Source organism: Salinibacterium sp. UTAS2018, from assembly GCF_004118935.1.
Taxonomy (GTDB): domain Bacteria; phylum Actinomycetota; class Actinomycetes; order Actinomycetales; family Microbacteriaceae; genus Rhodoglobus.
Map to the genome: position 1 here is coordinate 2,826,323 of NZ_CP035375.1, position 23,948 is coordinate 2,850,270.

The following is a 23,948-nucleotide window of genomic DNA, read 5'->3' on the forward strand; positions in this document are numbered from 1 at the left end:
ATGGCTGAGAAGAGCGAACTGCAGTACACCGCCGAGCACGAGTGGGTGCTGGTTGACGGAAACGTCGCGACCGTGGGAATCACCGATTTCGCCGCAGGCAAGCTCGGCGACATCGTCTTCGTTGACCTTCCCAAGGTGGGCGACACCGTCACCGAGGGCAAGATTGTCGGCGAGATCGAGTCGACCAAGTCCGTGGGCGAACTTTTCGCTCCCGTTGCCGGAACCGTCGTCGAGTCCAACGACGCGGTTGCCGACAGCCCCGAACTCGTCAACAGCGACCCCTTCGGTGAAGGCTGGCTCGTGAAGATCGAATTCTCCGAACTCCCGTCGATGCTCAGCCTCGACGAGTACACCGCACTGACAGGCGAATAATGCCCAACCCCTACCTCAGCGGTACCTTCGCTGACCGCCACATCGGAACGGATGCCGCAGCCCAGGCCAGCATGCTGGCCGCGGTCGGCTACGACAGCCTCGAAGCGCTCGTGGAGGCCGCGGTCCCGCCGGCCATTCACCAGACTCCGGTCGAAAACTCGTCCATCCCGGCTCCCGCCTCGGAGCGGGAAGCGCTCGCCGAACTGCGCGCACTCGCTGGCGCGAATAAGGTTCGCCGCAGCATGATCGGTCTCGGCTACTACGACACCATCACGCCCGCCGTCATCAAGCGCAACGTGCTGGAGAACCCGAGCTGGTACACGGCGTACACGCCATACCAGCCCGAGATCTCGCAGGGTCGCCTTGAGGCGCTCATCAACTTCCAGACGATGGTGGCTGACCTCGCGGGTATGACCACCACGAACGCATCGATGCTCGATGAGGGCACCGCGGCTGTCGAGGGAATGCTCCTCGCTCGCCGTGCCGCTCGCGTCGAGTCGCCCGTTTTCATCGTGGATGCCGACACGCTTCCGCAGACCAAGGCCCTGTTGGCGAACCGCGCAGAGGCTCTCGGGATTGAGCTTGTCGAGCTCGACCTGGCCACGTTGGGGGCGAACCCCGAGCTGCCGGAGTGCTTCGGCGCGCTCATCCAGTACCCGGGTGCAACCGGTCGCGTGTGGGATTCCAGCGAGGTTATCGCTGCGGTCAAGGCTCACGGCGGACTCGCTGTCGTCGCCGCCGACCTGCTCGCTCTCACTATTCTCAAGTCTCCGGGCGAGCTCGGCGCCGACGTTGCCGTGGGCACCACGCAGCGCTTCGGCGTTCCGATGGGCTTCGGCGGACCGCACGCCGGCTACATGTCGGTGCGCAAGGGTCTCGAACGCCAGCTGCCTGGTCGTCTCGTTGGGGTCTCTCAGGATGCCGCGGGCAACCCCGCCTACCGTCTCTCCCTGCAGGCACGTGAGCAGCACATCCGCCGCGAGAAGGCGACCTCCAACATCTGTACCGCTCAGGTGCTGTTGGCGGTCATGGCATCCATGTACGCCGTGTATCACGGACCGCAGGGGCTCAAGCGGATCGCTCAGCGCATCCACCACGACACCGCCAAATTCGCCGCGCGCTTGACCGCTGCCGGCTTCACGGTCGAGAACGAGACTTTCTTCGATACCCTGACGGTCACGAAAAAGGGCCAGGCTCAGGCGATTGCCGCCAAAGCGCTCGAGAGCGACATCCTGCTCTATGTAGTGGATGCCGACACCGTACGTCTGAGCTTCGACGAAGTATCGACGCAGCCCTACGCCGGAATGCTCGCGGCGCAAGAGAACGATCTCGCCGATGCCTTCGGGCTGGAGGGCGGTTACACGACGCCGCTCGACGACGCCAGCATCCCTGAGGCCCTCAACCGCACGAGCGAGTACCTCACGCACCCCGTCTTCAACACGCACCGCTCGGAGACGAGCATGATGCGCTACCTCAAGTACCTGGCTGACAAGGACTACGCGCTCGACCGCGGCATGATCCCGCTTGGCTCGTGCACGATGAAGTTGAACGCTGCGACCGAGATGGAAGCGGTGAGCTGGCCGGAATTTGCGGGCATCCACCCCTTCGCTCCTGCCGAAGATGTCTCGGGTTACCTCGTCATGATTTCGCACCTCGAATCATGGCTCACCGAGGTCACCGGGTACGACACCGCATCGCTGCAGCCGAACGCGGGCAGCCAGGGTGAGCTTGCCGGTTTGCTCGCCATCCGTGGCTACCACCGTGCAAACGGCAACCCGGAGCGCACCATCTGCCTGATTCCGTCGAGCGCGCACGGCACGAACGCCGCCAGCGCGATGCTCGCCGGAATGCGCGTGGTTGTCGTCGCCTGTGATGATCTCGGCAACGTTGACCTCGATGACTTGCGCGCCAAGATCGCCGAGCACGCGAGCGAAATCGCCGCCCTGATGATCACCTACCCCTCCACCCACGGTGTTTACGAGCACGAAGTGCGTGAAATCACGCAGGCTGTGCACGATGCGGGCGGTCAGGTCTACGTTGACGGTGCCAACCTCAACGCCCTGCTCGGTTACGCGCGGTTTGGCGACTTCGGCGGCGACGTCAGCCACCTCAACCTGCACAAGACCTTCTGCATCCCTCACGGTGGTGGCGGTCCCGGCGTGGGGCCCGTCGTCGCGAAGGCGCACTTGGCTAAGTTCTTGCCCGGTCATCCGATGGCTCAGAGCCAGCATCATCCCGCGTTCGACATGCAGACCGGTGCTGCGGGTCCGTATGTTCACGCTGGGGGAGCGGTCAGCGCTGCACCCTACGGAAGCCCGAGCATTCTGCCCATCACGTGGGCGTACGTGCGCATGATGGGATCGGCGGGCCTCAAGGCTGCCACCGGTGCTGCGGTGCTCTCGGCCAACTACGTTGCAGTACGCCTGCGCGAGCACTTCCCGGTGCTCTATGCCGGCGATAACGGCTTGGTTGCTCACGAGTGCATCCTCGATCTGCGTCCGCTTAAGGAGGCGACCGGCATCGACAACAACGATGTCGCCAAGCGCCTCATTGACTACGGTTTCCACGCGCCGACGATGTCGTTCCCGGTATCGGGCACGCTCATGGTCGAGCCCACAGAGAGCGAAGACCTCGCCGAGCTCGACCGTTTCATCGACGCGATGATTGCGATCAAAGAAGAGGCGGATGCCGTAGCAGCCGGAAAGTGGCCAGCCGACGACAACCCCCTCATCAATGCCCCGCACACAGCGCATTCGGTGATCGCTGGTGACTGGGAGCACTCCTATTCGCGGGAGCAGGCGGTTTACCCGTTGAGCTCGCTCGTTTCAGGCAAGTATTGGCCCCCGGTTCGTCGCGTTGACAACGCGTATGGTGACCGCAACTTGGTCTGCTCGTGCCCGCCTATTGAGGCCTTCGCCCAGTAGTTCACAGAGGGCGAACCCGCTAGTTTTCTAGCGAAAAACGGCGCGTGCACAGTCGATCCAGTTCGACGGTGCACGCGCCGTTTGTGTGTCCCCATAAAGTGGGACACCAGTGTTCTATTGGGCGCGCTGCGAGAACGCTCAACTTTCCGTGGCCGCGGCTGGATATTGTCGTACCAGTTGTTGTAGTGTGCGTTTGGTGTATGGCGAGTGGTCGACCCGACGATCTCATATCGCTTTCTCACCGACTGGAGACCTCAGTGACGACACGACGGCACCGCCACCGTAAGACATTTTGGCAACGCTGGAAGAAGCGTTGGTGGCTTGTACCCATCGCTCTAGTTTCCATTGCTTCTCTTGCTCTCGCCGGCATTCAGTTCGGTGCGATCGGGTGGATTACCAATGCTGTGACGCCGTTTGCGGGCGGCTGTAGCGACACCCGTCCCGTCGTCATCGCTGCTGATCCGTCGATAGCTCCCACGCTCACGGCGGTTGCCGCAGATTTCGACGCTGCGGAAGGTAACTGCACGTCCACCGAAGTGCGCTCCTTGCTGTCGGCCGACACGGCTGCGCTCTTCGCCTCGGGTGCTTCGGGCGATCTCGATGCGTGGGTTCCTGACTCGGCTGCGTGGCTTGACCGCGTCGAGTCGATGGCGTCGTCATTGGGCCGCACCGCTCCCGAGCTCGAAATCACGGATTACGTAGCCAGCACGCCTGTCGTTCTTGCGACGTCAGCGGCTCAGGTCTCAACTCTGGGCGACGAACCCCTGTCGTGGGGATCATTGCTTTCCGGCACAGTAGCAACGCTGCTGCCCGATCCCGAAGCTTCTACGGCCAGCCTCGCTGGTTTAGCGCAACTGAAGTCGGTGTCCTCTGCCGAGGATCCGCGCCAGTTCGCCGGCGCCATGCTCGCCATCGGAAAAACAATCCCGCAGTCGACTGAGGAAGCATTCGAGCTCGCCGCAGAAGCCGCGGTACCGACCGTGGTCATCACGACCGAGCGCGAAGTGGCGGCGTACAACACGGCATCGCCGTCCTCGCCAGTCGTTGCGGTCTATCCTTCAGACGGCACCGTCGAGCTCACCTACCCCTTCGTCGAAATCGTGGGAGCGGGAAGTGACGCGGATGCTGCTGGGGCAGCGGGCACCGATGCATCCTCTGCCGTGGCCGCCGACTCGGCCGAGACGGATGACTCCAGCAAGCTCCTCACCGCTTTCGCCGCAGCGACGCGATCGTCAGTCGAGCTGCTGGCGGGTGAGGGTTTCCGTGATGCTGATGGCGGGGGAGCCCTGCGTGTAACGGGGGTGCCTGAGGTTGCCACTGAGGCCAAGCCGACAGCGGATGCCGCGGTGCAGATCGAGATTCTGCGTTCGTGGAGTGTTCTGACGCTCCGTTCGCGACTGCTCGTGGTGATCGACGTTTCCGGTTCCATGCTCGATCCAGCCAACAACGGGCTGCGTCGTATCGATGTCTTCCAACTGGCTGCGGGCGAAGCGCTCTCGAAATTCTCGGGAGAAGCCGAGCTCGGGGTGTGGGCGTTCTCGCAGAACCGTATCGGAACCCAAGACTGGGAACCGCTTTCTCCGATCGAGCCTCTCTCTGACCCGGCTCACGTAGCGCAGATTAACGGTGTCGTCGCGTCGTTGCCTGATCAGATCTACGGCTACACGGGCTTGTACGACACGATCCTGGCGGCGGTAAAACACGTCAAGGAAGATTATGACCCGTCAAAGATCAACTCGGTGTTGCTCATTACTGATGGCTACAACGAGGACGATGACGGCATCAGCCTCGACGCTCTCTTGAAGAGCTTGAAGGAGCTCGAAGATCCCACGCAGCCGGTTCCGGTGATTCTGATCGGGTTCGGTCCTGACACCGACTTGGAGTCGATGACGGAGATTGCTCAGTCAACGGGCGGTGCCGCCTATTCGGCGACGGTTCCCGAAGACCTCGGCAAGGTGCTTGTGGATGCGCTGAGTCAGCGTTCGTGCCGACCTAACTGCACCTAGCCGCTGGGGCGGCCGGATTCAGTCGACGTCAGCGGGTCTCGTTGTCGTCACTGATGCTGACGATCCAGTTAACCGCGTAGCGGTCCGTGACCATTCCGAAAATGCCGCCCCATACGGCGGGTTCAAGCGGCATGTCGATAGTGCCGCCGTCGCAGAGTTTTTCCCAGTAGCTCTCAACCGCTGCTTTTTCGCTGAGGAAGCCCCCAATCGAGATCGATATCGATCCGCCGGGGGTGTATTCCATGCTTTTTGGGGTGTCCGCCATCATGAGCGTGAGCCCTGCTGGCGACTCAAGTTGCCCGTGCATGACCCACTCTTGTTCTTCCGGAGTTTCGTTGGCCTGAAAATCAGCGAACGTATGAATTTCCGTGGTTCCGCCGAACACGGATTGGTAGTAGGCAAGCGCTTCGCGGGCGTTGTCGCGAAAACTGAGGTAGGGATTGGACTTCATGGTCGTTCCTTCCAGAGGGAGCGGTGTGTACGAAAAGTGTGTTGCTAAAAACTGGCGAGAACGACGGGAAACTCGATTCGCGTCAGTAGCTGATCCTCGGCGACATCTGCCGGACTGTTGAGGTATATCTCACGGGGTGCCCCGGCATATGTGTGGCCGTGCTCCGCAAACCAGTCGAAAATGGCGCTGTAGGTGGCTTTGAGGTCGGTGTAACTGCCGGCGTGAGTCGCAGTCGCGACAACACCACCCGGCAGTTCGTGCGAGCGGAGAGTCGGATGCTCGACGAATGCTTCAGCGACGGGAACACACACTTCGCACGCCCAGGGGAGGTTGGGTCTCATCTCCTCGGCGTACACGGCGATTATCGGCCCCGTGGTTGCGAGGTGAGCGTCAGCGGTGCGGGCCCTGAGATCATCGATCGCGGCAGCCATATCCGCAGGCAGCGTTGCTGTTGTGGTGGCAAAATCTAGTCCCGCCACCAGTTGCGTGGCCACGGTCTCAACAGTGATTTTCGGTGACATACGAGACACTTTACGATCTGCTCGCGCTCGGCGATACTCAAAGTTTCGCAATGGCGGATGCCGCCGCAGCCGCAATTGCCTTGCGGTCTACGTGTCGTCGTCGCTCTGAGCTATCGCAGGGCTTGGGGTCTCAGAAAGGTCAGCGTTTGCGGCCCCGATGGCTGGGGGGAGCATCCATGGACAAAGTTTCTCCGCGAAAGAACTGGGGACTCTTGACGGCCTGCCAGATCATCACGGCAATGCCAACAACGATAACCGTGAGACCGAGCAGGAAGACCAACCCGATCCCGCCGATGCTGGACCCGCTGCCATAGTTCGGGTCCATGCTGTCGATCAGGGTGATGAAGAACAGGGCGGCGAGAATCATGCCACCCACCAGTGGGAAGAGCAGCGTGAAGAATACGTTGCGAATGGAATCGAACCACTGGTGCCGGAAGTACCAGACGCACGCAAAGGCGGTGATGCCGTAGTAGAACGAGATCATCATGCCCAGTGCAGTGATCGTGTCCCAAAGCACGTTTTCACTGACGAATCGCATGACAGCGTAGAACGTTGATGCCACCACTGACGAGACGATTACTGCGTAGCCCGGGGTAAGAAAACGTGGGCTGACGGCAGCAAACTTCTTGGGCAGAGCGCCGTAGTGCCCCATGGCCAGCAGGGTGCGCGCAGGCGACACAAATGTCGACTGCAGCGACGAGGCGGAACTAGTGAGTACCGCCAACGACACCATAAAGGCGAGAGGCCCGAGAATGGGCGCAGCGAGGGCGAAGAACACGTTGTCTTGAATGTCGGGGTTGCCGAGGCCGAACTCGCCCGTGCCGGTCCCGGCAAACATCAGAAGAGAAATCGCCAGCAGCAGATAAAGGGTCACGATGAGCACGACGGTCAGCGTGGCGGCCCGGCCGGGCGTGCGGTCGGGGTCTTTCGTTTCCTCATTCATCGTGAGGGTGACATCCCATCCCCAGAAGATGAAGATCGACAGCGAAAGGCCCGCGGCGACGGCGCTGAACGATGTCACGGCGAAGGGATTGAACCATTCCCAGCTGAGCGCCGAGGGGTCGAAGCCGTTGCCATTTGCCACGGCAACGATGGCGGTGCCGGCGAAAAACAACAGAACCAATAGTTGAAAGCTGACGAGAAAGTATTGCAGCCGCTGGGTGGTCTGCATATCGCGATAAGAAATGAGGGTCGCGCCCAGCATGAAAAGCAGGCAGACCAGGACATTGACGAATGGATTCGTTGCTAGGTCGGCGATCTCGGGCTTGCCGGCAAGCTGCGCGATGAGGAGGAAAAGAAAGTCGACGGCGATCCCGGCAAGATTCGACAAGACCAGGATGGTGGCAGCGATAAGCCCCCACCCCGCCATCCATCCCACCCAGGGACCGAACGCGCGGGTGGCCCAGGTGAAGGAGGTTCCCGAGTCCGGCATGCGATTGTTGAGCTCGCGGTACCCGAAGGCCACCAAGAGCATCGGAATAAAGCCGATCAGGATGATCGCGGGTACTTGAAAACCGACCGCCGAAACAGTCGGGCCGAGTGCTGCGGTCAAGGTGTAGGCGGGCGCGATGCACGAGATGCCAATGACAACGGCGCCGATTAACCCCACCGTTCCTTGCGATAGTCCCTTGGAGCTGATGCCGCGGTTGTTCTCCGAACCATCGGAGGTAACCGGTGCGGCGCTATTGTCTGCGGCACTCATCACTGAGATTCTTTCGCTAGGGAGTTTCGGGGAACGACAATCATGGGAACGGTTAGTTCGTGGAGCATCTTGGCCGCGGTGGAACCGAGAAAGAGGCGTCGCCGACGGGCGAGGCGGCTAGAGCCGACCATCGCGATTTCGCCGGGCTCCCATTCCAGATGCTGCACCGCATCCTCGATGCTGGTGCCGCGCGCGACAACCGCCTCGGCTGCGATAGCGGAGGGTAGTGCTGCTCGTGCACTGGCTAACACATCGTCGGCGTGCGCAGCCCCGGTGATGCGGATAACTCCGGTGTCGACCGAGGGAGGTAGGTCGACAGTGACGAGCGACAACAACCGCAGGCGTGCCCCGGTTGCCGAAACCAGCGCGAGTGCTTCGTTCATCAGCGCTCCGGCGCCGGGTCGTGTGCCAACGGCTGCCGTGATCCGCGTTATGCCGACGGAATCATCAGTGTTGCGCGATCCCTCCGGTGCGAGCACGACCGGGATCTCGGCAGAGTGGAGCAACGTCGTTGCTACCGTTCCCAAGCGGTGACGGCCGAGCCTGCCACCGCCCGCCGTGCCGATCACGATGTGGGTCGCCTTCAGATCTTTCGCTGCCGCCATGAGCCCTTCGGCGAAAGACTCACCGAATCGGATGTGGGTGTTGCTAGTGATAGCCGGATTGATTGTTGCGGCGGCATCGCTAAGCCACTTCTCGGCAGTGTCGAGAAGGTAGCGGTCATAGCCGGCATCAGACGGATCGATCACATTCCTGCCGTTGCCCGGCAGAATGAGCACGACATCCAATTGTGCCCCGGATGCGACAGCGAGTCGTGCTCCGAGAGCGACGGCATCTAGGCCGGCGTTCGTTGCGGTGTAGCCGACGACAACGCGGCCGCTCATGAGGCGGCCAGCACGTCGTTTATTCCTGAAGGTTCCGCACGCATTGTTGCGGGACTATGCCTGATCTCCAGCATCTCGACTCCTCTGTCTACCCCGAGAGTACAGCCAGTTCTTGCTTCCCATTGTCAACGACGGCAACAAAGTTTCGGTCGACGAGAGAACGCTTGCCGAGCGCTGTTTATTGATGCTCATTCGCGCGCACTGCGCACGTTGATTGCGTTACTTGCTGGGGGCGGAGCCGAGGAGTTCCGGGAAGGTAGCTGCCGCCCAGCCGTAGCCCACGAAGATGGCGGCGTCGATGAGGGTGTGAGCAATGACGAGGGGGAGTACGCGACGATAACGGGTGTAAAGCCAGCCGAAGAGTAGCCCCATGGCAATGTTGCCGATGAAGGCTCCAATGCCCTGATACAGGTGATAAGTGCCGCGGAGCACGGCGGTCGACAGAATGATTTGCCAACGGCCCCAGCCAAGGTCGCCCAGCCGGGCGTACAAGTACCCGATCACGATTACCTCTTCGGTGATCCCGGCTCGGAGCGCAGAAAGAAGCAGCACGGGCACCGTCCACCAGTACTGGTCGAGCGCTGCAGGAACAACGTTGACCGTCACGCCGAGCGCGCGCCCTCCGAGGTAAACGGCGATGCCGGGGATTCCGATCACGAGGGCGAGTGCTAAGCCGCTCATTCCGTCGCGAAGTGGGCGAGTGAAGTCGATTCCCAAGCGAGAAAGCCGTGGTTTCTGAGCATTCCAGAGGAGAAAAGCAACGAGCGCTACCGGCGCTAGGTCGAACGTGATGCCGAGCACTTGATAGATCAGATCGAACGTCGGGCGAGCGCTAAGCGAGGAGTTGAGAGTCGCAGTCTGTTGTGAAAGCGCCTCAGTGCGGGTGAGCCGATTGGTGATCGAGACGATCGAGTACACCGCGGATGCTCCGAGCGAGAGCGCAAGCACGAGCGAGATTTCGCTCCAGATTCTGCCTCGCGAGGCGAGAACGGGCGGTGCTGAGCTCACGCGGCGGGGCGCGTTGCGCAGGCCGGTGTTCCGCCAGGCAGGCGGTGGCGAAAGCGCGCGACGAAACGGTAGCCGAGCGCAGCGATAGTGCTGAACGGCTCGGTTGCGATGAGGTGCCCGAGGAAGCGCCATCCGAATGTCGGTTGGCTCCGCAGAAGCAGGGAAAATGCGAGGTGGCCGGCGAACTGTCGAGTAGGAGTCACGAACCACGCTGCTGTATCGACATCATCTTGGCTGAGTGCGTAGTCGTCGAGATCGATCCATTGCCAGGGTGTTGTGGCGGGAAAAGTGGGGAGAAGAGCCTCAAGGCGATTCACCCAGAGCGTGCAAAAAGCACAATCTCCGTCGAAGATCAGAACGGGTTCTGCGGGGCTCAAAGTCGGGCTCGAATGCGACATGCAACGATGTTAACTCACGATGCTGAGCGCGAGTCCCGCGGTGTTTGCGCACCATTTCTGTGAATTACATTCTTTGTGCGCGAAATAACTGCAAAGTCTGCACATAATCTTCACGGGCGTTACCGCTGTGTAACGTTTGGCTTTACAGTTTTGATTGGGGTACCCCCCCGATTTAGGGTGTGAACTATCAAGCGCGGTGCGGCGCCACAATTTCCGTGCCGTTAGCGCAATTCTGCACAGGAGGAAACATTGAAGAGATCACGCATAGGCATCAGTGCAGTCGCACTGCTGTCAGCCTCAGCACTCGCACTCGCGGGTTGCTCGGCGAGCGAGGCGCCTGCCGAAGGCGACAGCGCCGCGATCATCACAACAAACGGTAGCGAGCCACAGCAGTCGCTCATTCCGACTAACACCACCGAAACCGGTGGCGGCAAGATCATCACGTCGATCTTCGCCGGACTCGTCTCGTACACCTCTGACGGTGACGTCGAGAACGAGGTAGCGAAGTCCATCGAGTCCGAAGACGGACAGGTATGGAACGTCACCCTCAACGATGGCTGGACCTTCACTGACGGTGAAGCTGTCACGTCTGACTCCTTCGTGAAGGCATGGCAGTACGGCGCGTTGCTCAGCAACGCGCAGAGCTCGTCATACTTCTTCGACAACATCGAGGGCTTCAGCTACGACGAGGATTCAGAACTCACGGGTCTCGAGGTCGTCAGCGACACCGAGTTCACCGTTTCGCTGATCAACCCTGAGGCTGACTTCCCGCTGCGTCTCGGCTACTCGGCATTCATGCCGCTGCCCGAGTCGGCTTGGGAAGACCTCGACGCCTTCGGCGAGGCTCCCATCGGTAACGGCCCCTACATGGTTGCTGAAGATGGCTGGCAGCACAACGTTCAGATCGACCTCGTCGCGAACCCTGACTACAACGGTGTTCGCAAGGCTGTCAACGGAGGCGTCACGATCGTCTTCTACACCAGCCAAGATGCGGCATACGCTGACGCTCTCGGTGGCAACCTCGATATTCTCGACGCTGTTCCCGACTCGGCATTCGCAACCTACGAGTCGGACTTCCCGGGTCGTTCGGTGAACCAGCCTGCAGCTATCTTCCAGGCGTTCAACATGCCGTACTACCTCGAGCACTGGTCGGGCGAAGAGGGCAAGCTGCGTCGTGCAGCTATCTCGATGTCGATTGACCGCGCAGAGATCACGGATGTCATCTTCCAGGGCACTCGTACCCCCGCGACCGACTTCACCTCGCCGGTAATCGCTGGTCACTCCGACAACCTCGCTGGCGCTGAAGTTCTTGACTTCAACCCCGATGAGGCCAAGAAGCTCTGGGCAGAAGCCGACGCAATCGCGCCGTACGGAGACACCGTCTTCGACATCGCGTACAACGCTGATGGTGGACACCAGGCATGGGTTGACGCTGTAGCTAACAGCATCAGCAACTCGCTCGGCATCGAAGCTGTGGGCAAGGCATACCCGACATTCGCAGACGCGCTCAACGACCGTGACGCTAACGCGCTCACCGGTGGAACGCGTGCTGGATGGCAGGCTGACTACCCGTCGCTGTACAACTTCCTCGGACCGCTCTATGTAGATGGAGCTGGCTCGAACAAGGAAGGCTACTCGAGCCCTGAGTTCGAAAAGATCCTTTCTGAGGGCGCTAGCGCATCCTCGGTAGAAGAGGCAACGGCGAAGTACCAGGAAGCTCAAGAAGTTCTCTTGGTCGACCTTCCTTCGATCCCGCTGTGGTACTCGAACGTCACTGGCGTCTACTCAGACTCCGTTGACAACGTTGTATTCGGTTGGGACTCCGTCCCGCTGTACAACGAGGTAACCAAGGGCTAATTAGCTCTTAGCTTTACCCAGTTTCCACTCTCAACGTGTGATGCCCGGGGCTCCTTTAGGCCCCGGGCATTACACTGAGTACCCTCATTCAGTGATTGTGACTCTTATGCTTATCCGTTCCTTCGAGGGAACCATCTGATGTTTTGGTACGCAGGCAAGCGTTTCCTCCAGATGATCCCCGTGTTTTTTGGCGCAACATTCTTGATCTACTTCATGGTGTTCGCGGTCCCCGGCGATCCGATCGCCGCGTTGTACGGCGACCACCCGCCAGCTCCCGGTGTTATCGAAGCGATTCGTGCCGAATACAACCTGGATAAGCCCTTTATCGTTCAGTACCTTCTGTACATCGGTGGACTGTTCCAGGGCGACCTGGGAACGACGTTCTCCGGCCGACCGGTGATCGATGTCATGGCTCAGGCCTTCCCGATCACCGCTCGCCTAGCTGTGCTTGCCCTTGCGATCGAAGCCTTCTTCGGCATCATCGTGGGTCTCATTGCTGGTCTGCGCAAGGGAAAGCTCTTCGACGCTTCCGCTCTCGTCGTCAGCCTGCTGCTGATCTCGGTGCCAACCTTCGTCGTCGGTTTCGTGCTGCAGTTCGTTTTCGGCATCCAATTGGGGTGGGCAAGAACCACCGTGAGTGGTGCGGCTCCCTGGGGCGAGCTCCTCTTGCCGGCGATAGTTCTGGCCTCAGTGTCATTCGCCTATATCGTGCGGCTCACTCGTGCCAGCGTGGCCGACAATCTCGGTGCAGACTTCGTGCGCACTGCCACTGCCAAGGGCCTTTCTCGCCGTCGAGTAGTGACGGTGCACGTGCTGCGCAACTCTCTTGTTCCCGTCGTCACCTACCTGGGAGTCGATATTGGTTCACTCATGGTCGGTGCGATTGTGACCGAGGGAATCTTCAACATCAACGGTGTCGGTGGAACCGTCTACCGAGCAATCCGGCTAGGGGAGGGACCAACCGTGGTCTCCTTCGTCGCAGTGATGGTCATCATCTTTGTGCTTGCCAACCTGCTCGTCGACCTGCTCTACGCCGCGCTTGACCCAAGGATCCGTTATGCCAAGTAACAACACTGGTCGGCCTCGTCCCGGCCAAGAACACTTCATCGCGTCGCTTGCAGAGACTCCGGTCGCTGAAGTCGATCAGGTGGATGAATCGGGTAAAGCCCGCAGCACTTGGACAGATGCGTGGGAAGCCATGCGTCGTCGTCCGATGTTCTGGGTATCTGCCAGTTTGATCTTCGTGATCGTAATCGTGGCGGTATTCCCGGGGCTCTTCGCTAGCGCGGACCCCCGCGAGTGCTACCTCAAGTTCAGCAACGGAGATCCTCAGGCTGGTCACCCGCTCGGGTTCAACCGCCAGGGCTGCGACGTCTATTCGCGAATCATCTTCGGAACCCAGGCGTCAGTGACAATCGGTCTGCTGACCACGGTCATCGTGACGCTATTCGGCGGCGTTATTGGGGCCCTCGCGGGCTTCTATGGCGGATTCCTCGACTCCTTCGTTTCGCGCGTCGGCGACGTCTTCTTCGCTGTTCCCACCGTTCTCGGAGCAATCGTTCTGTTCTCGGTAATCTCCGTTCGTGACGCGCTTACGGTGTCGCTCGTGCTCTCCTTGTTTGCGTGGCCTCAGATTGCGCGCATCATGCGTGGTGCTGTTTTGTCGGCCCGAAATTCGGATTACGTCACAGCTTCCGCGGCCCTGGGTGTTTCGAGATTCAAGACGCTGGTTCGCCACGTGATTCCCAACTCGATTGCTCCGGTGATCGTTGTGGCTACCGTGTCGCTCGGTATCTTCATCGTGGCCGAAGCGACTCTCGGATTCCTTGGAATTGGTCTCCCGCCCACCGTCATGTCGTGGGGTAACGAGATCAACCAGGCTCAAGTTACGGTTCGAACGCACCCGCAGACTCTTCTGTTGCCGTCGGCTGCGCTTTCGATCACCGTGCTTGCCTTCCTGATGTTCGGCGACGTAGTTCGCGATGCCCTTGACCCGGAAGCGAGAGCACGCCGATGACCAATCCAGAAACAGTTCCTGTGTCGCCTGAATCCTCAAACGAGGAAGTTCCGCTGCTCAAGATTCGCAACCTCGAAGTTGGGTTCGAAACCCAGCGTGGTCTCGTTCCCGCCGTTCGCGGGATCGATCTGACCCTGTATCAGGGCCAGTCACTCGCGATCGTGGGGGAATCCGGATCGGGTAAGTCCACTACTGCGCAAGCAGTGATCGGTCTGCTACCGGGCGCCGGCAAGGTCTCGGGCGGATCGATCGAGTTCGAAGGTCATGACCTGACCACGTTCTCAGACGCTCATTTCGCTGAAGTGCGCGGTAGCCAGATTGGTTACGTTCCTCAAGACCCGATGTCGAACCTCAACCCGGTGTGGAGCATTGGCTTCCAGGTTGAAGAAGCGATCAAGGCGAATGGTATTGCTCAGGGCAAAGAAGCACGCCAGCGCACCATCGAGGTACTGCAAGAAGCAGGTCTCGGCGACGCAAGCGAGCGCCTCAAGCAGTTCCCCCATCAGTTCTCGGGCGGAATGCGCCAGCGCGTTCTCATCGGGATCGGTCTCTCGGCTCGCCCGAAGCTCCTGATCGCCGACGAGCCCACCTCGGCACTCGACGTGACGGTTCAGCGCCAGATCCTCGATCACTTGCAGTCGCTCACACGCGACTATGGCACCTCGGTGCTGTTCATCACTCACGACCTCGGCCTCGCCGCGGAGCGTGCCGAGCAGCTCGTGGTCATGTACAAGGGCAAGGTCGTTGAATCGGGTCCGTCTCGGGCGATCCTGGAAAACCCGCAGCATCCCTACACGCAGCGTCTTGTAGCTGCGGCTCCGAGCCTTGCCTCGCGTCGTATTCAGTCGATCAAGACCGCAAAGCCCGAAGATGACAGTGTGCGTATCTTCGCGGAGGGGTCGCTCGACAACACTCTCATTGCTCGTGCGGCGAGCCGCGAGGCTGGGTCGGATGAAGACTTGATCAAGGTGAGCAACATCACCAAGGTCTACGAAATCCGCAAGCAGGGCTTCCGCAAAGACAAGCTCCTCGCCGTCAACGACATTTCGTTTGGCGTCAAGAAGGGCACCACTACCGCGCTGGTAGGGGAGTCCGGATCGGGCAAGTCCACGGTGGCCAAGCTCATCTTGCAGCTGGAGTCGCTCACGAGCGGGACCATCGAGTTTGATGGCAAAGATCTCGCGGGTATCAAAGGCCAAGAGCTCTTGGAGTTCCGTCGCCGTGTTCAGCCGGTCTTCCAAGACCCCTACGGTTCGCTCGACCCGCAGTACAGCGTCGGCAACACAATCGCGGAGCCGTTGCTTGCTCACAAGCTCGGTACGGCGAAGGAACGCTACAACCGCGTGAGCGAACTGCTCGATCAGGTGTCGCTTCCGCAGGCAGCCCGTCACCGTTACCCCGGCGAACTTTCCGGTGGTCAGCGTCAGCGTGTTGCTATCGCTCGGGCGTTAGCTCTCAAGCCTGAGGTTCTCGTGCTTGACGAGGCAGTCTCCGCGCTCGACGTACTCGTTCAGGGGCAGGTGCTGAACCTGCTTACCGAGTTGCAGACCGAGCTTGACTTGACGTATCTCTTCATCACTCACGACCTCGCGGTGGTTCGCTTGGTAGCCGACAACGTGTGTGTCATGCAGGGAGGGCGCATCGTTGAGGCTGCGACGACGGACGAGGTGTTCGAGAACTCGTCGAACCCGTACACGCAGGAACTGCTTGAAGCCATTCCGGGCGCCAATATCAAGCTAGGCGCTTAGTTTATTGAGTCAGAAGGGCCGTTCCCCCTCGGGGAGCGGCCCTTCTGACTTAGACTCGTTTCTAGCGTGCCACCGCGCGCTGCGAGTCCGTGTGCAGGAGGTTCAGTGAGCGCCACAAGAATCATGGCGACCCTGGCCATCGCGGCTGCCACAGCGATCGCCCTTGCGGGGTGTGTGCCGCAAGCCTCGCCGACGATCGATGGCTCCGAGCTCACGATCGCGGTCACCCAGCCCTACACCTCTGGCAATCCAGTGACAGCCTTCGGCGCTGGCGAAACCAACACCACTATCGCCTATGCCACCGGCACTGGCTTTACCTACTTCAATGACGAGTCTCAGCTGGTTCGCGATGAGTCCTTCGGCCACTTCGTCAAGGTCTCGGACGATCCGCTTGCCGTGACCTACACCGTGGCCGACGGCGTGCGCTGGTCGGATGGCTCCGCGGTCGACGCGGTTGATTTGTTGCTCGAGTGGGCGGCAACATCCCGCGCACTCAACGCTACCGACGCGGATGCCGCGAGCACGGTCGACCCCGAGACGGGCGCTCCGATCGATCGTTCTGACCCTCGTGTTCTCTTCGATTCGACGGCCGGTGACGACACTGGAATTGCGCTGGTTACAGAGCTTCCCCAGATGAGCGATGACCGTATGTCTCTCACTCTTGTCTTTGACGAGCCGACAGCCGACTGGCGAACGGCGTTCTTCGGCCCAGGCTCGTTCGCTAAGCCCGCGCATGTGGTCGGCATGATGGCATTCGCGAGCGACAATGCCATCACGGCCAAGGAGCGCGTTTTCTCTGCGATAAGCGAGGGCAACGAGAAGGATCTCGCAGCGATCGCGCGCACGTGGAACACAGTGTTCAATTTCGAAGGTATGCCCGCGAATAAGAGCCTTCTGGTCTCAAGTGGACCGTATGTGGTGTCGGAGTACGTCGCGAATCAGTACGTCACGCTTCGCGCGAATGAGAACTACAGCGGAATGCGTGAGGCGACGTTCCAAGAGATCCGGGTGCGGTTCATGAGCGATCCGCTCGCTCAAGCTCAAGCTCTTCTCGTGGGCGCAGTGCAAATTGCGGTGCCGTCGATGAACAGCGATGTGCGTGATGCCCTGGCCACCATGGATGCGACCATCCGCGACGGCTACACCGACAGCTTCGAGCATCTTGACCTGCAGTTTGCGGAGTCGAAGAGCGGCGTCTTTGACGACGTGCTCGTGCGGCAAGCGTTCTTGAAGACTGTTCCGCGTGCCGAGATCGTTGCGACGGTGTTCCACGACGCATACCCGCGTGCGACCACCAGGGACTCGTTCCTATTCGCCCCGGGCGACGCGGAGTACCGCAGCGCACGATCTGCTAACGGCTCGGCCGGCTACGGTGAGCCAGACATCGAGGGCGCAAAAGACTTGTTAGCCGAGGCCGAGGTCTCGAAGCCAGCTGTCTGTATCCTCTACGACGCGGATGACGCGATGCGTGAGGATGAATACGCCCTCATCAAAGAGTCTGCCGCCAAGGCTGGTTTCGTGGTGAGCGACTGCTCGAGCGAAGATTGGCAGCAAACTCTCGGAACGCCAGAGGCGTATGACGCAGCGCTCTTCAGCTGGCAGAGCGCGCGCCCGGGCGTAGGGGTAGCGCCAGCAGTGTTCGGCACCGACGGCTTCGCCAACCTCAACTACTTCTCAGACGCCACGGTGGACTCGCTACTCAGCGAGGCGAGCGCGGTTTCGATCGACGCGTCCGAGCGGGATGCTCTACTGCTAGAGGCTGATGCTGCACTCTGGGCATCCGCGTATGGAGCGCCGTTGTTCCAGAATCCGGTCACGATTGCGTTCGATCAAGACAGAGTAGAGAACGTCTCGCTGTCGTCGCTCAGCCCCGGAGTATGGTGGAACGTGTGGGAGTGGAGTCCCTGACTCGCGCGAGTTTTGCCCGTAAGAACGGCCCCCTGAACGGGCGGCTGCGATAAATCTTGTCAAACAGGGTAAACTGGTGGAGCAGGATACTCTGAAAGATCTTCTGCACCCTCCCAAGATCTTAACCCGGTGGCATTCGGCCGCCGATCTGCTGCCGAGACTTTCTGTGCAGCGACTGCGGTGAAAGTCCGCACAGCCTCCAATGAATTAAGGAATATTGCTATGGCTATGGCCACTCGCAGCGACTTGCGCAACGTAGCAATCGTTGCCCACGTTGACCACGGAAAGACGACTCTCGTTGACGCGATGCTTCGCCAGACGAACTCCTTCGAAGCGCACGCGCACCTCGAAGAGCGCGCAATGGACTCGAACGAGCTCGAGCGCGAAAAGGGAATCACGATTCTCGCAAAGAACACCGCGATCTCCTACAACGGCAAGTACGCCACTGAGGGTCCCATCACGATCAACGTGATTGACACCCCGGGCCACGCCGACTTCGGTGGCGAGGTTGAGCGTGGGCTCAGCATGGTTGACGGCGTTGTGCTGCTGGTTGACGCCAGTGAGGGCCCGCTTCCGCAGACCCGCTTCGTTCTCCGTAAGGCACTCGAAGCCAAGCTGCCCGTGATCCTCTTGGTCAACAAGACCGACCGTCCCGATGCTCGCATCGACGAGGTTGTTGCCGAGAGCCAGGACCTTCTTCTTGGCCTTGCTAGCGACATGGCGGATGACGTTCCCGACCTTGACTTGGACGCCATTCTTGACGTTCCTGTTGTCTACGCTTCGGGCCGTAACGGCGCTGCAAGCTGGAACAAGCCCGACAACGGTGCGCTGCCCGACAACGACGACCTCGAGCCGCTGTTCGACGCGATCCTCAAGCACGTTCCTGCTCCCTCGTACGACGACGAGCACCCCCTGCAGGCGTGGGTCACCAACCTTGACTCCTCGCCCTTCCTCGGTCGCCTCGCCCTCCTTCGTGTCTTCAACGGCACGATCAAAAAGGGTCAGACCGTTGCCTGGGTCAAGCACGATGGAAGCGTCGCAAACGTTCGCGTAACCGAGCTCATGATCACAAAGGCTCTCGACCGTTACCCGGCCGAAAGTGCGGGCCCCGGCGACATTGTTGCTGTTGCCGGCTTTGAAGACATCTTCATCGGTGAAACGCTCTGTGACCCCAACGACGTTCGCCCGTTGCCGACCATCACGGTTGACGATCCCGCGATCTCGATGACTATCGGAACCAACACCTCGCCGGTTATCGGCAAGGTCAAGGGCCACAAGCTCACCGCTCGCATGGTCAAGGACCGTCTCGACCGCGAACTTGTCGGTAACGTTTCGCTGAAGCTCGTCGACATCGGACGCCCGGATGCCTGGGAAGTTCAGGGTCGTGGAGAGCTCGCTCTCGCCATCCTCGTTGAGCAGATGCGTCGCGAAGGCTTCGAACTCACTGTCGGCAAGCCGCAGGTTGTTATCAAGAAGGTTGACGGCAAGGTTCACGAGCCCTTCGAGCACCTCACGATCGATGCTCCCGAGGAGTACCTCGGCGCTATCACTCAGCTCCTAGCTGCTCGTAAGGGTCGCATGGAAGGTATGGCAAACCACGGTACCGGCTGGGTTCGCATGGAATTCATCGTTCCTTCGCGTGGTCTCATCGGTTTCCGCACCGAGTTCATGACCATCACCCGCGGTGCTGGAATCGCCAACGCCGTCTCGCACGGCTACGAGGCGTGGGCTGGCGAAATCCTCACGCGCGTCAACGGTTCGATCGTTGCCGACCGCGCTGGTGCGGCTACCCCGTTCGCGATGGTTGCTCTGCAGGAGCGCATGTCGTTCTTCGTTGAGCCCACGCAAGAGGTCTACGAAGGAATGGTTGTCGGCGAGAACTCGCGCGCTGACGACATGGACGTCAACATCACCAAGGAAAAGCAGCTCACCAACATGCGCCAGTCGACCTCGGACTCGTTCGAGCGTATGACTCCCTCGCGCAAGCTGACGTTGGAAGAATGCCTCGAATTCGCTCGCGAAGACGAGTGCGTTGAGGTAACTCCTGAGTTCGTGCGCATCCGCAAGGTAGAGCTCGATGCCAACGCTCGCGCTCGCAGCACGTCGCGTATGAAGAAGCAGAACGCCTAACCTCACTCTCGCAGCGGGCTCACATGAGCCAGCAATCTGCACGGAGTACGATGCAGCCACGGTCATTTGATCGTGGCTGCATCGTTGGTTAACGACCCGTGCGGCCGTAACCACCTCGTCGTTTTCTGGAGTTGTCATGTTGAGCGCACGCCACAGTGTTAGCGCATCCGTAGCCCTCGTTCTCGCTCTGGCGGCGACGCCGGCGCTGGCGGGCTGCTCGGGGGAGAACCCTATCGGCGGCATCGTGGAACAGGCCACCGGCGGCAACCTCAGCCTGGGCGGCACGGAGATTCCGGAAGGCTTCCCCAGTACGGTTCCTTTGACCGAGGGGGACGTGCAGTTTGCGATCGCCGCGGGAGAAGGCGACAGCCGCGGGTACAACATCACCATCGCTACCGGTGCGCAGTCGCCACTCGATGCGATCGAGGACGATTTTGCGGCTGCCGGCTACGAATCGCAAGTGCAAGCAAGCGGTTCCGATGGCGCGGGCTCGGTGATTTTTTCGAGTGACGACTGGAACGTGGCCGTAATTGTCGCGAGCACCGACGACGGCTACACCGCCAATTACACGGTAGCGCCGGCAGGGACCGCCAACTAACAACGTCGCTTAGGCGAGGTCGAACATTCCCGCGCCAATGAAGCTCGATGACGATGCTCCGGGCGGCACCGCGAAGATTGCCGAGCCAACGTAGCGCACGTACTCGTTCATGAGGTCGTTGCGCGAGAGGGCGAGCTGAATTGGCACGAACTGCTTCTCGGGATCGCGCTGGAAGCTGATGAAAAAGAGTCCCGCGTTGAGGCGGCCGAGTTCGTCATTGCCATCCACGAAGTTGTAGCCGCGACGCAAAATCTGGGCGCCACCATGAGTGTCAGGGTGGGCGAGCTTCACGTGCGATGCGTCATCGATCAGGGGCGCGTCGTCGCGACCGGTCTGCTCGAAATCGGGATCGGTGAACTCGCTGCCGCCGCTGAGCGGAGCACCCTCGCCCTTGGTGCGACCGAAGATCGTCTCTTGTTCGCGCAGCGAGGTACGGTCCCACGTTTCGATGGTCATGCGAATCTTGCGGCTGACGAGATACGAGCCGCCGGCCATCCACGCTGTTCCGTCTCCGGATGCTGCCCACACGTGTTCGTTGACGCCGGCGGTGTCTTCGGCGCGGAGGTTGGCGGTGCCGTCTTTGAAGCCGAAAAGGTTGCGGGGCGTCTTTTGGGCCTGCGTCGTGGACGACGTGCGGCCGAAGCCGAGTTGCGACCAGCGCAGGGTTGCGCGACCGAACGCGATACGCGACAGGTTGCGAATAGCGTGAACAGCCACCTGGGGGTCGTCGCTGCAGGCTTGGATGCAGAGGTCACCGCCGACGAGTTCGGGCAGCAGAGCGTCGCTGGGAAACTTAGGGAGGTCAATGAGCGCTGAGGGTCGCTTGCCAGCGAGGCCGAAGCGGTCATCAAACAGGCTGGGGCCGAAGCCGAAGGTGATGGTGAGGCCGCCGGGCGGAAGGTCGAGAGCTTCGCCAGTGTCGTCTGGTGGAGCGTCGTACGGGCCACCGGCAGGGCCGTACTCGCCAGCAGCCTGGCCTGCCGTCATCCGTGCCGCGGCGTAGCTCCAATCGCGCAGCAACTCGATGAGTTCGTCGCGAGAGATGTCGTTGACGTCAAACGCGGCAAAGTGCAGTCGATCCTGCGCCGGGGTGATGATTCCCGACTGGTGGTCTCCGAAGAACGGGTACGTCGATGCCACATCGTTGCTGGTGGATGACGCTCCGCCGCCCCCGATCGCGAACGCACCGCCGACGCCGAGACCGGCACCCACGACTCCGGCGCCGGCGAGACCGAGCAGGCCGCGGCGAGAGAGTCCCCTGGTGTCATCTGTTGGCATGGCGTTACTTTCGTGAGTGATGAGCGGATGGACGCGACTGCGTCTAGAGAACGAGAACGGCGGTGAGGCGAGAGAGTGGTTCGGCGAGGGCGTTCACCTGATCGGAGAAAGCGCGGATTTCAGTGGTGGACAACTCCGTGTAAAGGCGAAAACCATCGCCTTCCTTTTGAGCGTCGAGCAGGACCTGCAGTTGTTCGAACTCCTTATCGAGAGTCGCGGCGAGGTCAGCATCTTTCTCCACGAGGATGTCGCGAACACCGTCATAGAGCACGCGTGCGCCATCGATGTTGGCTTGGAAATCCCAGAGGTCGGTGTGCGACCAGAATTCTTCTTCGCCCGTGACCTTGCCACTGGCGACCTCATCGAGAAGACCAATGGCGCCGTTGGTCTGCTGGTCGAGCGTGAACTCGAGCTCCTGAACGTTGGCATAGAGCGTGTTGGTGTCGGCGACGAGCTGCGACGCTAGCGCTTCGCGCTTGGGCTGGTCGTAGGCTTCGAAGCCGGCTTCGGCATCCGCGGGCCAGAGATCTTTCTCGATGGCGTGCCAGCCCGTCCACTCTTGGCCGTCTTCGAGGTCTGCTTCACGCAGGTCCATGCGCGGGTCGAGGTCTCCGAAGGACTCGGCGACCGTCTCGACGCGTTCCCAGAACACGCGAGTGGGGGCGTAGAGCGAGCGGGCGGTGTCGTCATCGCCGGCGATGTACGCGGCGGCGAAATCTTCGGTACCGACTACGAGATTTTCGATCTGGTCTTTGACGTAGCTCTTGTAGTTGGCATTGGCCGTCTCGACTTGAGCGGCGATGTCTCCGCTGAACGAGAGGTCGGTGCCGGAGTCTGTCACGGTGAACGGAGTCGTGCCGATGCCCTCGCCGACCATTCCTGGCTTGCATACGGTGAAGTAGTCGCCAGGCTGCGCCAAGACCACGAGGTCGCGGGTGATTCCCGGCCCGATGTTCTCGACCTCACCGACGATGCGTAAGCCGTCATCCGCGAGCAAATAAAACTCGGTTACTTGGTCGCCGGAGTTGGTGACGGAGAACACGAGGTTGCCGCTGGGCGCCTCACTCGAGCTAACGGCGCAGTCGGTTGCACTGCTCTCGACGCTGATGGTGTTGCCGGATGCCGTCGTGCTGACGTTGTTGGGAACGCAGCCGGCGAGGGCGAGAACCGCAACGGTGGCGACGGCGGCGTAGCCGACGCGGGAAGAGCGGGTGGTCATCAGGCTCCTTGAGTGCCGAGAGGTGAAGCGGGAACGAAGGACTTGTCTGCGCGAGCGTTGCCGCGAACAGTGCGGACAAAGATCGTCATGACAGTGCCGACATAGGCCGACCAGACACCCGCCTCGAACCACGTGGTGGCGGGCGAGAAGTTGAAGACGCCCTTGAGCAGCGTTCCGTACCAGCTATCGGGCGGGATGACCGCGCTGACGTCGAAAGCGAGAGCGTTGAGTCCGGGCAAGACACCCGCCTCTTGCAGATCGTGCACGCCGTAGGAGAGTACTCCCGCGGCAACGATGATCAGGATGGCGCCGGTCCAGGTAAAGAAGCGCGTGAGGTTGATGCTCACCACTCCGCGATACATGAGGTAGCCGAGCACGATCGCGGCGGCAATACCAAGGGCTGCCCCGGTGAGGGGGAGCGTGGTGGACCCGCTGGCTTGAACGGCGGCCCAAATGAAGAGAGCAGTTTCGATTCCTTCGCGGCCTACGGCGAGGAAGGCCACGAGGACGAGGCCCCAACCGGCTCCCGTAAGGTGCGAGTCGACTTCACTGCGCAATTCGCGGCCGAGACCGCGGGCGGCGCGAAGCATCCAGAAGATCATCCACGTGACAAAAGCGGTCGCGATGATCGAGAGGATGCCGCCGATCAGCTCTTTTGCCTGAAAGGAGAGTCCGTAGGCGCCGAAGGTCAGGCTCGCGCCAAGCCCGAGGGAGAGAACAACGGCGATGCCGACACCGAGCCAGATGCGGGGGAGCACATCGCGGCGGTCGATCTTGTGAACGTACGCGATAAGAATGCCCACGACGAGTGCAGCTTCGAGGCCTTCTCGCAGGCCGATCAGGAAGTTTGCGAGCACGGAACTCTCTTGTCAATCGAAATTCTGGGTGGATTGGTAAGCCTAACCTAATCAACCATAATCGGGCTAC

19 protein-coding genes are annotated in these 23,948 nt (G+C 60.8%); 10 read left to right on the forward strand and 9 right to left on the reverse strand.

Features of this window, described 5'->3' with window-relative positions:
- From gcvH to ESZ53_RS13495, 3 genes are all read left to right on the forward strand, one after another.
- The gene (gene gcvH, locus ESZ53_RS13485; RefSeq protein WP_100389727.1) at positions 1-372 is read left to right on the forward strand and encodes a glycine cleavage system protein GcvH; all 372 of its coding nucleotides are present in this window, start codon (positions 1-3) and stop codon (positions 370-372) included.
- Positions 372-3,296 (forward strand): aminomethyl-transferring glycine dehydrogenase, encoded by a 2,925-nt coding sequence (gene gcvP / locus ESZ53_RS13490; RefSeq protein ID WP_129073297.1) that lies wholly within the window; start codon positions 372-374, stop codon positions 3,294-3,296. The genes gcvH and gcvP overlap by 1 nt, the downstream gene beginning before the upstream one ends.
- 257 nt (positions 3,297-3,553) lie before the next feature.
- Entirely contained in the window at positions 3,554-5,302 is a 1,749-nt protein-coding gene (locus ESZ53_RS13495) for a VWA domain-containing protein (RefSeq protein ID WP_168187253.1), read from the forward strand.
- 28 nt (positions 5,303-5,330) lie between these two features.
- Here ESZ53_RS13495 and ESZ53_RS13500 read toward each other — a convergent pair whose 3' ends face one another.
- The 6 genes from ESZ53_RS13500 to ESZ53_RS14410 all read right to left on the reverse strand — a co-directional run bounded on the left by ESZ53_RS13500 (position 5,331) and on the right by ESZ53_RS14410 (position 10,266).
- Positions 5,331-5,753, reverse strand: a complete 423-nt coding sequence (locus ESZ53_RS13500; RefSeq protein ID WP_129073299.1) for a VOC family protein — start codon at positions 5,751-5,753, stop codon at positions 5,331-5,333.
- 44 nt (positions 5,754-5,797) lie between these two features.
- Positions 5,798-6,274: a GyrI-like domain-containing protein gene (locus ESZ53_RS13505; protein ID WP_129073300.1), complete on the reverse strand. Its 477-nt coding sequence runs from the start codon at positions 6,272-6,274 to the stop codon at positions 5,798-5,800.
- A gap of 139 nt (positions 6,275-6,413) precedes the next feature.
- A complete protein-coding gene (locus ESZ53_RS13510; protein ID WP_129073301.1) occupies positions 6,414-7,976 on the reverse strand; it encodes an APC family permease in 1,563 nt (520 codons plus the stop codon).
- Complete coding sequence (locus ESZ53_RS13515) at positions 7,976-8,860, reverse strand: universal stress protein (protein WP_129073302.1); 885 nt, start codon at positions 8,858-8,860, stop codon at positions 7,976-7,978. The genes ESZ53_RS13510 and ESZ53_RS13515 overlap by 1 nt, the downstream gene beginning before the upstream one ends.
- Before the next feature lie 219 nt (positions 8,861-9,079).
- Positions 9,080-9,868: a CPBP family intramembrane glutamic endopeptidase gene (locus ESZ53_RS13520; protein ID WP_210403901.1), complete on the reverse strand. Its 789-nt coding sequence runs from the start codon at positions 9,866-9,868 to the stop codon at positions 9,080-9,082.
- Complete coding sequence (locus ESZ53_RS14410) at positions 9,865-10,266, reverse strand: thiol-disulfide oxidoreductase DCC family protein (protein WP_129073304.1); 402 nt, start codon at positions 10,264-10,266, stop codon at positions 9,865-9,867. Before ESZ53_RS14410 ends, ESZ53_RS13520 begins: the two co-directional genes overlap by 4 nt.
- A 249-nt stretch (positions 10,267-10,515) precedes the next feature.
- On the opposite strand from ESZ53_RS14410, the gene ESZ53_RS13530 reads away from it, so the two are divergent.
- From ESZ53_RS13530 to ESZ53_RS13560, 7 genes are all read left to right on the forward strand, one after another.
- Positions 10,516-12,123 (forward strand): ABC transporter substrate-binding protein, encoded by a 1,608-nt coding sequence (locus ESZ53_RS13530; RefSeq protein WP_129073305.1) that lies wholly within the window; start codon positions 10,516-10,518, stop codon positions 12,121-12,123.
- A gap of 138 nt (positions 12,124-12,261) precedes the next feature.
- Positions 12,262-13,191, forward strand: coding sequence for an ABC transporter permease (locus ESZ53_RS13535; protein WP_129073306.1), 930 nt, complete (start codon positions 12,262-12,264; stop codon positions 13,189-13,191).
- Entirely contained in the window at positions 13,181-14,140 is a 960-nt protein-coding gene (locus ESZ53_RS13540; protein WP_129073307.1) for an ABC transporter permease, read from the forward strand. Before ESZ53_RS13535 ends, ESZ53_RS13540 begins: the two co-directional genes overlap by 11 nt.
- Positions 14,137-15,888 (forward strand): ABC transporter ATP-binding protein, encoded by a 1,752-nt coding sequence (locus ESZ53_RS13545; RefSeq protein ID WP_129073308.1) that lies wholly within the window; start codon positions 14,137-14,139, stop codon positions 15,886-15,888. The genes ESZ53_RS13540 and ESZ53_RS13545 overlap by 4 nt, the downstream gene beginning before the upstream one ends.
- A 105-nt stretch (positions 15,889-15,993) precedes the next feature.
- Positions 15,994-17,796: an ABC transporter family substrate-binding protein gene (locus ESZ53_RS13550; protein WP_246837327.1), complete on the forward strand. Its 1,803-nt coding sequence runs from the start codon at positions 15,994-15,996 to the stop codon at positions 17,794-17,796.
- 222 nt (positions 17,797-18,018) lie between these two features.
- Positions 18,019-19,926: a translational GTPase TypA gene (gene typA, locus ESZ53_RS13555; protein ID WP_129073309.1), complete on the forward strand. Its 1,908-nt coding sequence runs from the start codon at positions 18,019-18,021 to the stop codon at positions 19,924-19,926.
- 136 nt (positions 19,927-20,062) lie between these two features.
- On the forward strand, positions 20,063-20,524 hold the full coding sequence (locus ESZ53_RS13560; protein WP_129073310.1) for a hypothetical protein: 462 nt from the start codon (positions 20,063-20,065) through the stop codon (positions 20,522-20,524).
- A gap of 9 nt (positions 20,525-20,533) precedes the next feature.
- Here the strand turns inward: ESZ53_RS13560 and efeB are convergent, their stop codons facing one another.
- Genes efeB through efeU form a run of 3 tightly spaced genes read right to left on the reverse strand, consistent with a single transcriptional unit; the run spans position 20,534 to position 23,878 of the window.
- Entirely contained in the window at positions 20,534-21,802 is a 1,269-nt protein-coding gene (gene efeB, locus ESZ53_RS13565) for an iron uptake transporter deferrochelatase/peroxidase subunit (protein WP_129073311.1), read from the reverse strand.
- A 43-nt stretch (positions 21,803-21,845) separates the two neighbouring features.
- Complete coding sequence (gene efeO / locus ESZ53_RS13570) at positions 21,846-23,021, reverse strand: iron uptake system protein EfeO (RefSeq protein WP_129073312.1); 1,176 nt, start codon at positions 23,019-23,021, stop codon at positions 21,846-21,848.
- Positions 23,021-23,878 (reverse strand): iron uptake transporter permease EfeU, encoded by an 858-nt coding sequence (gene efeU / locus ESZ53_RS13575; RefSeq protein ID WP_129073313.1) that lies wholly within the window; start codon positions 23,876-23,878, stop codon positions 23,021-23,023. Before efeU ends, efeO begins: the two co-directional genes overlap by 1 nt.
- Between the last annotated feature and the right edge of the window lie 70 nt (positions 23,879-23,948).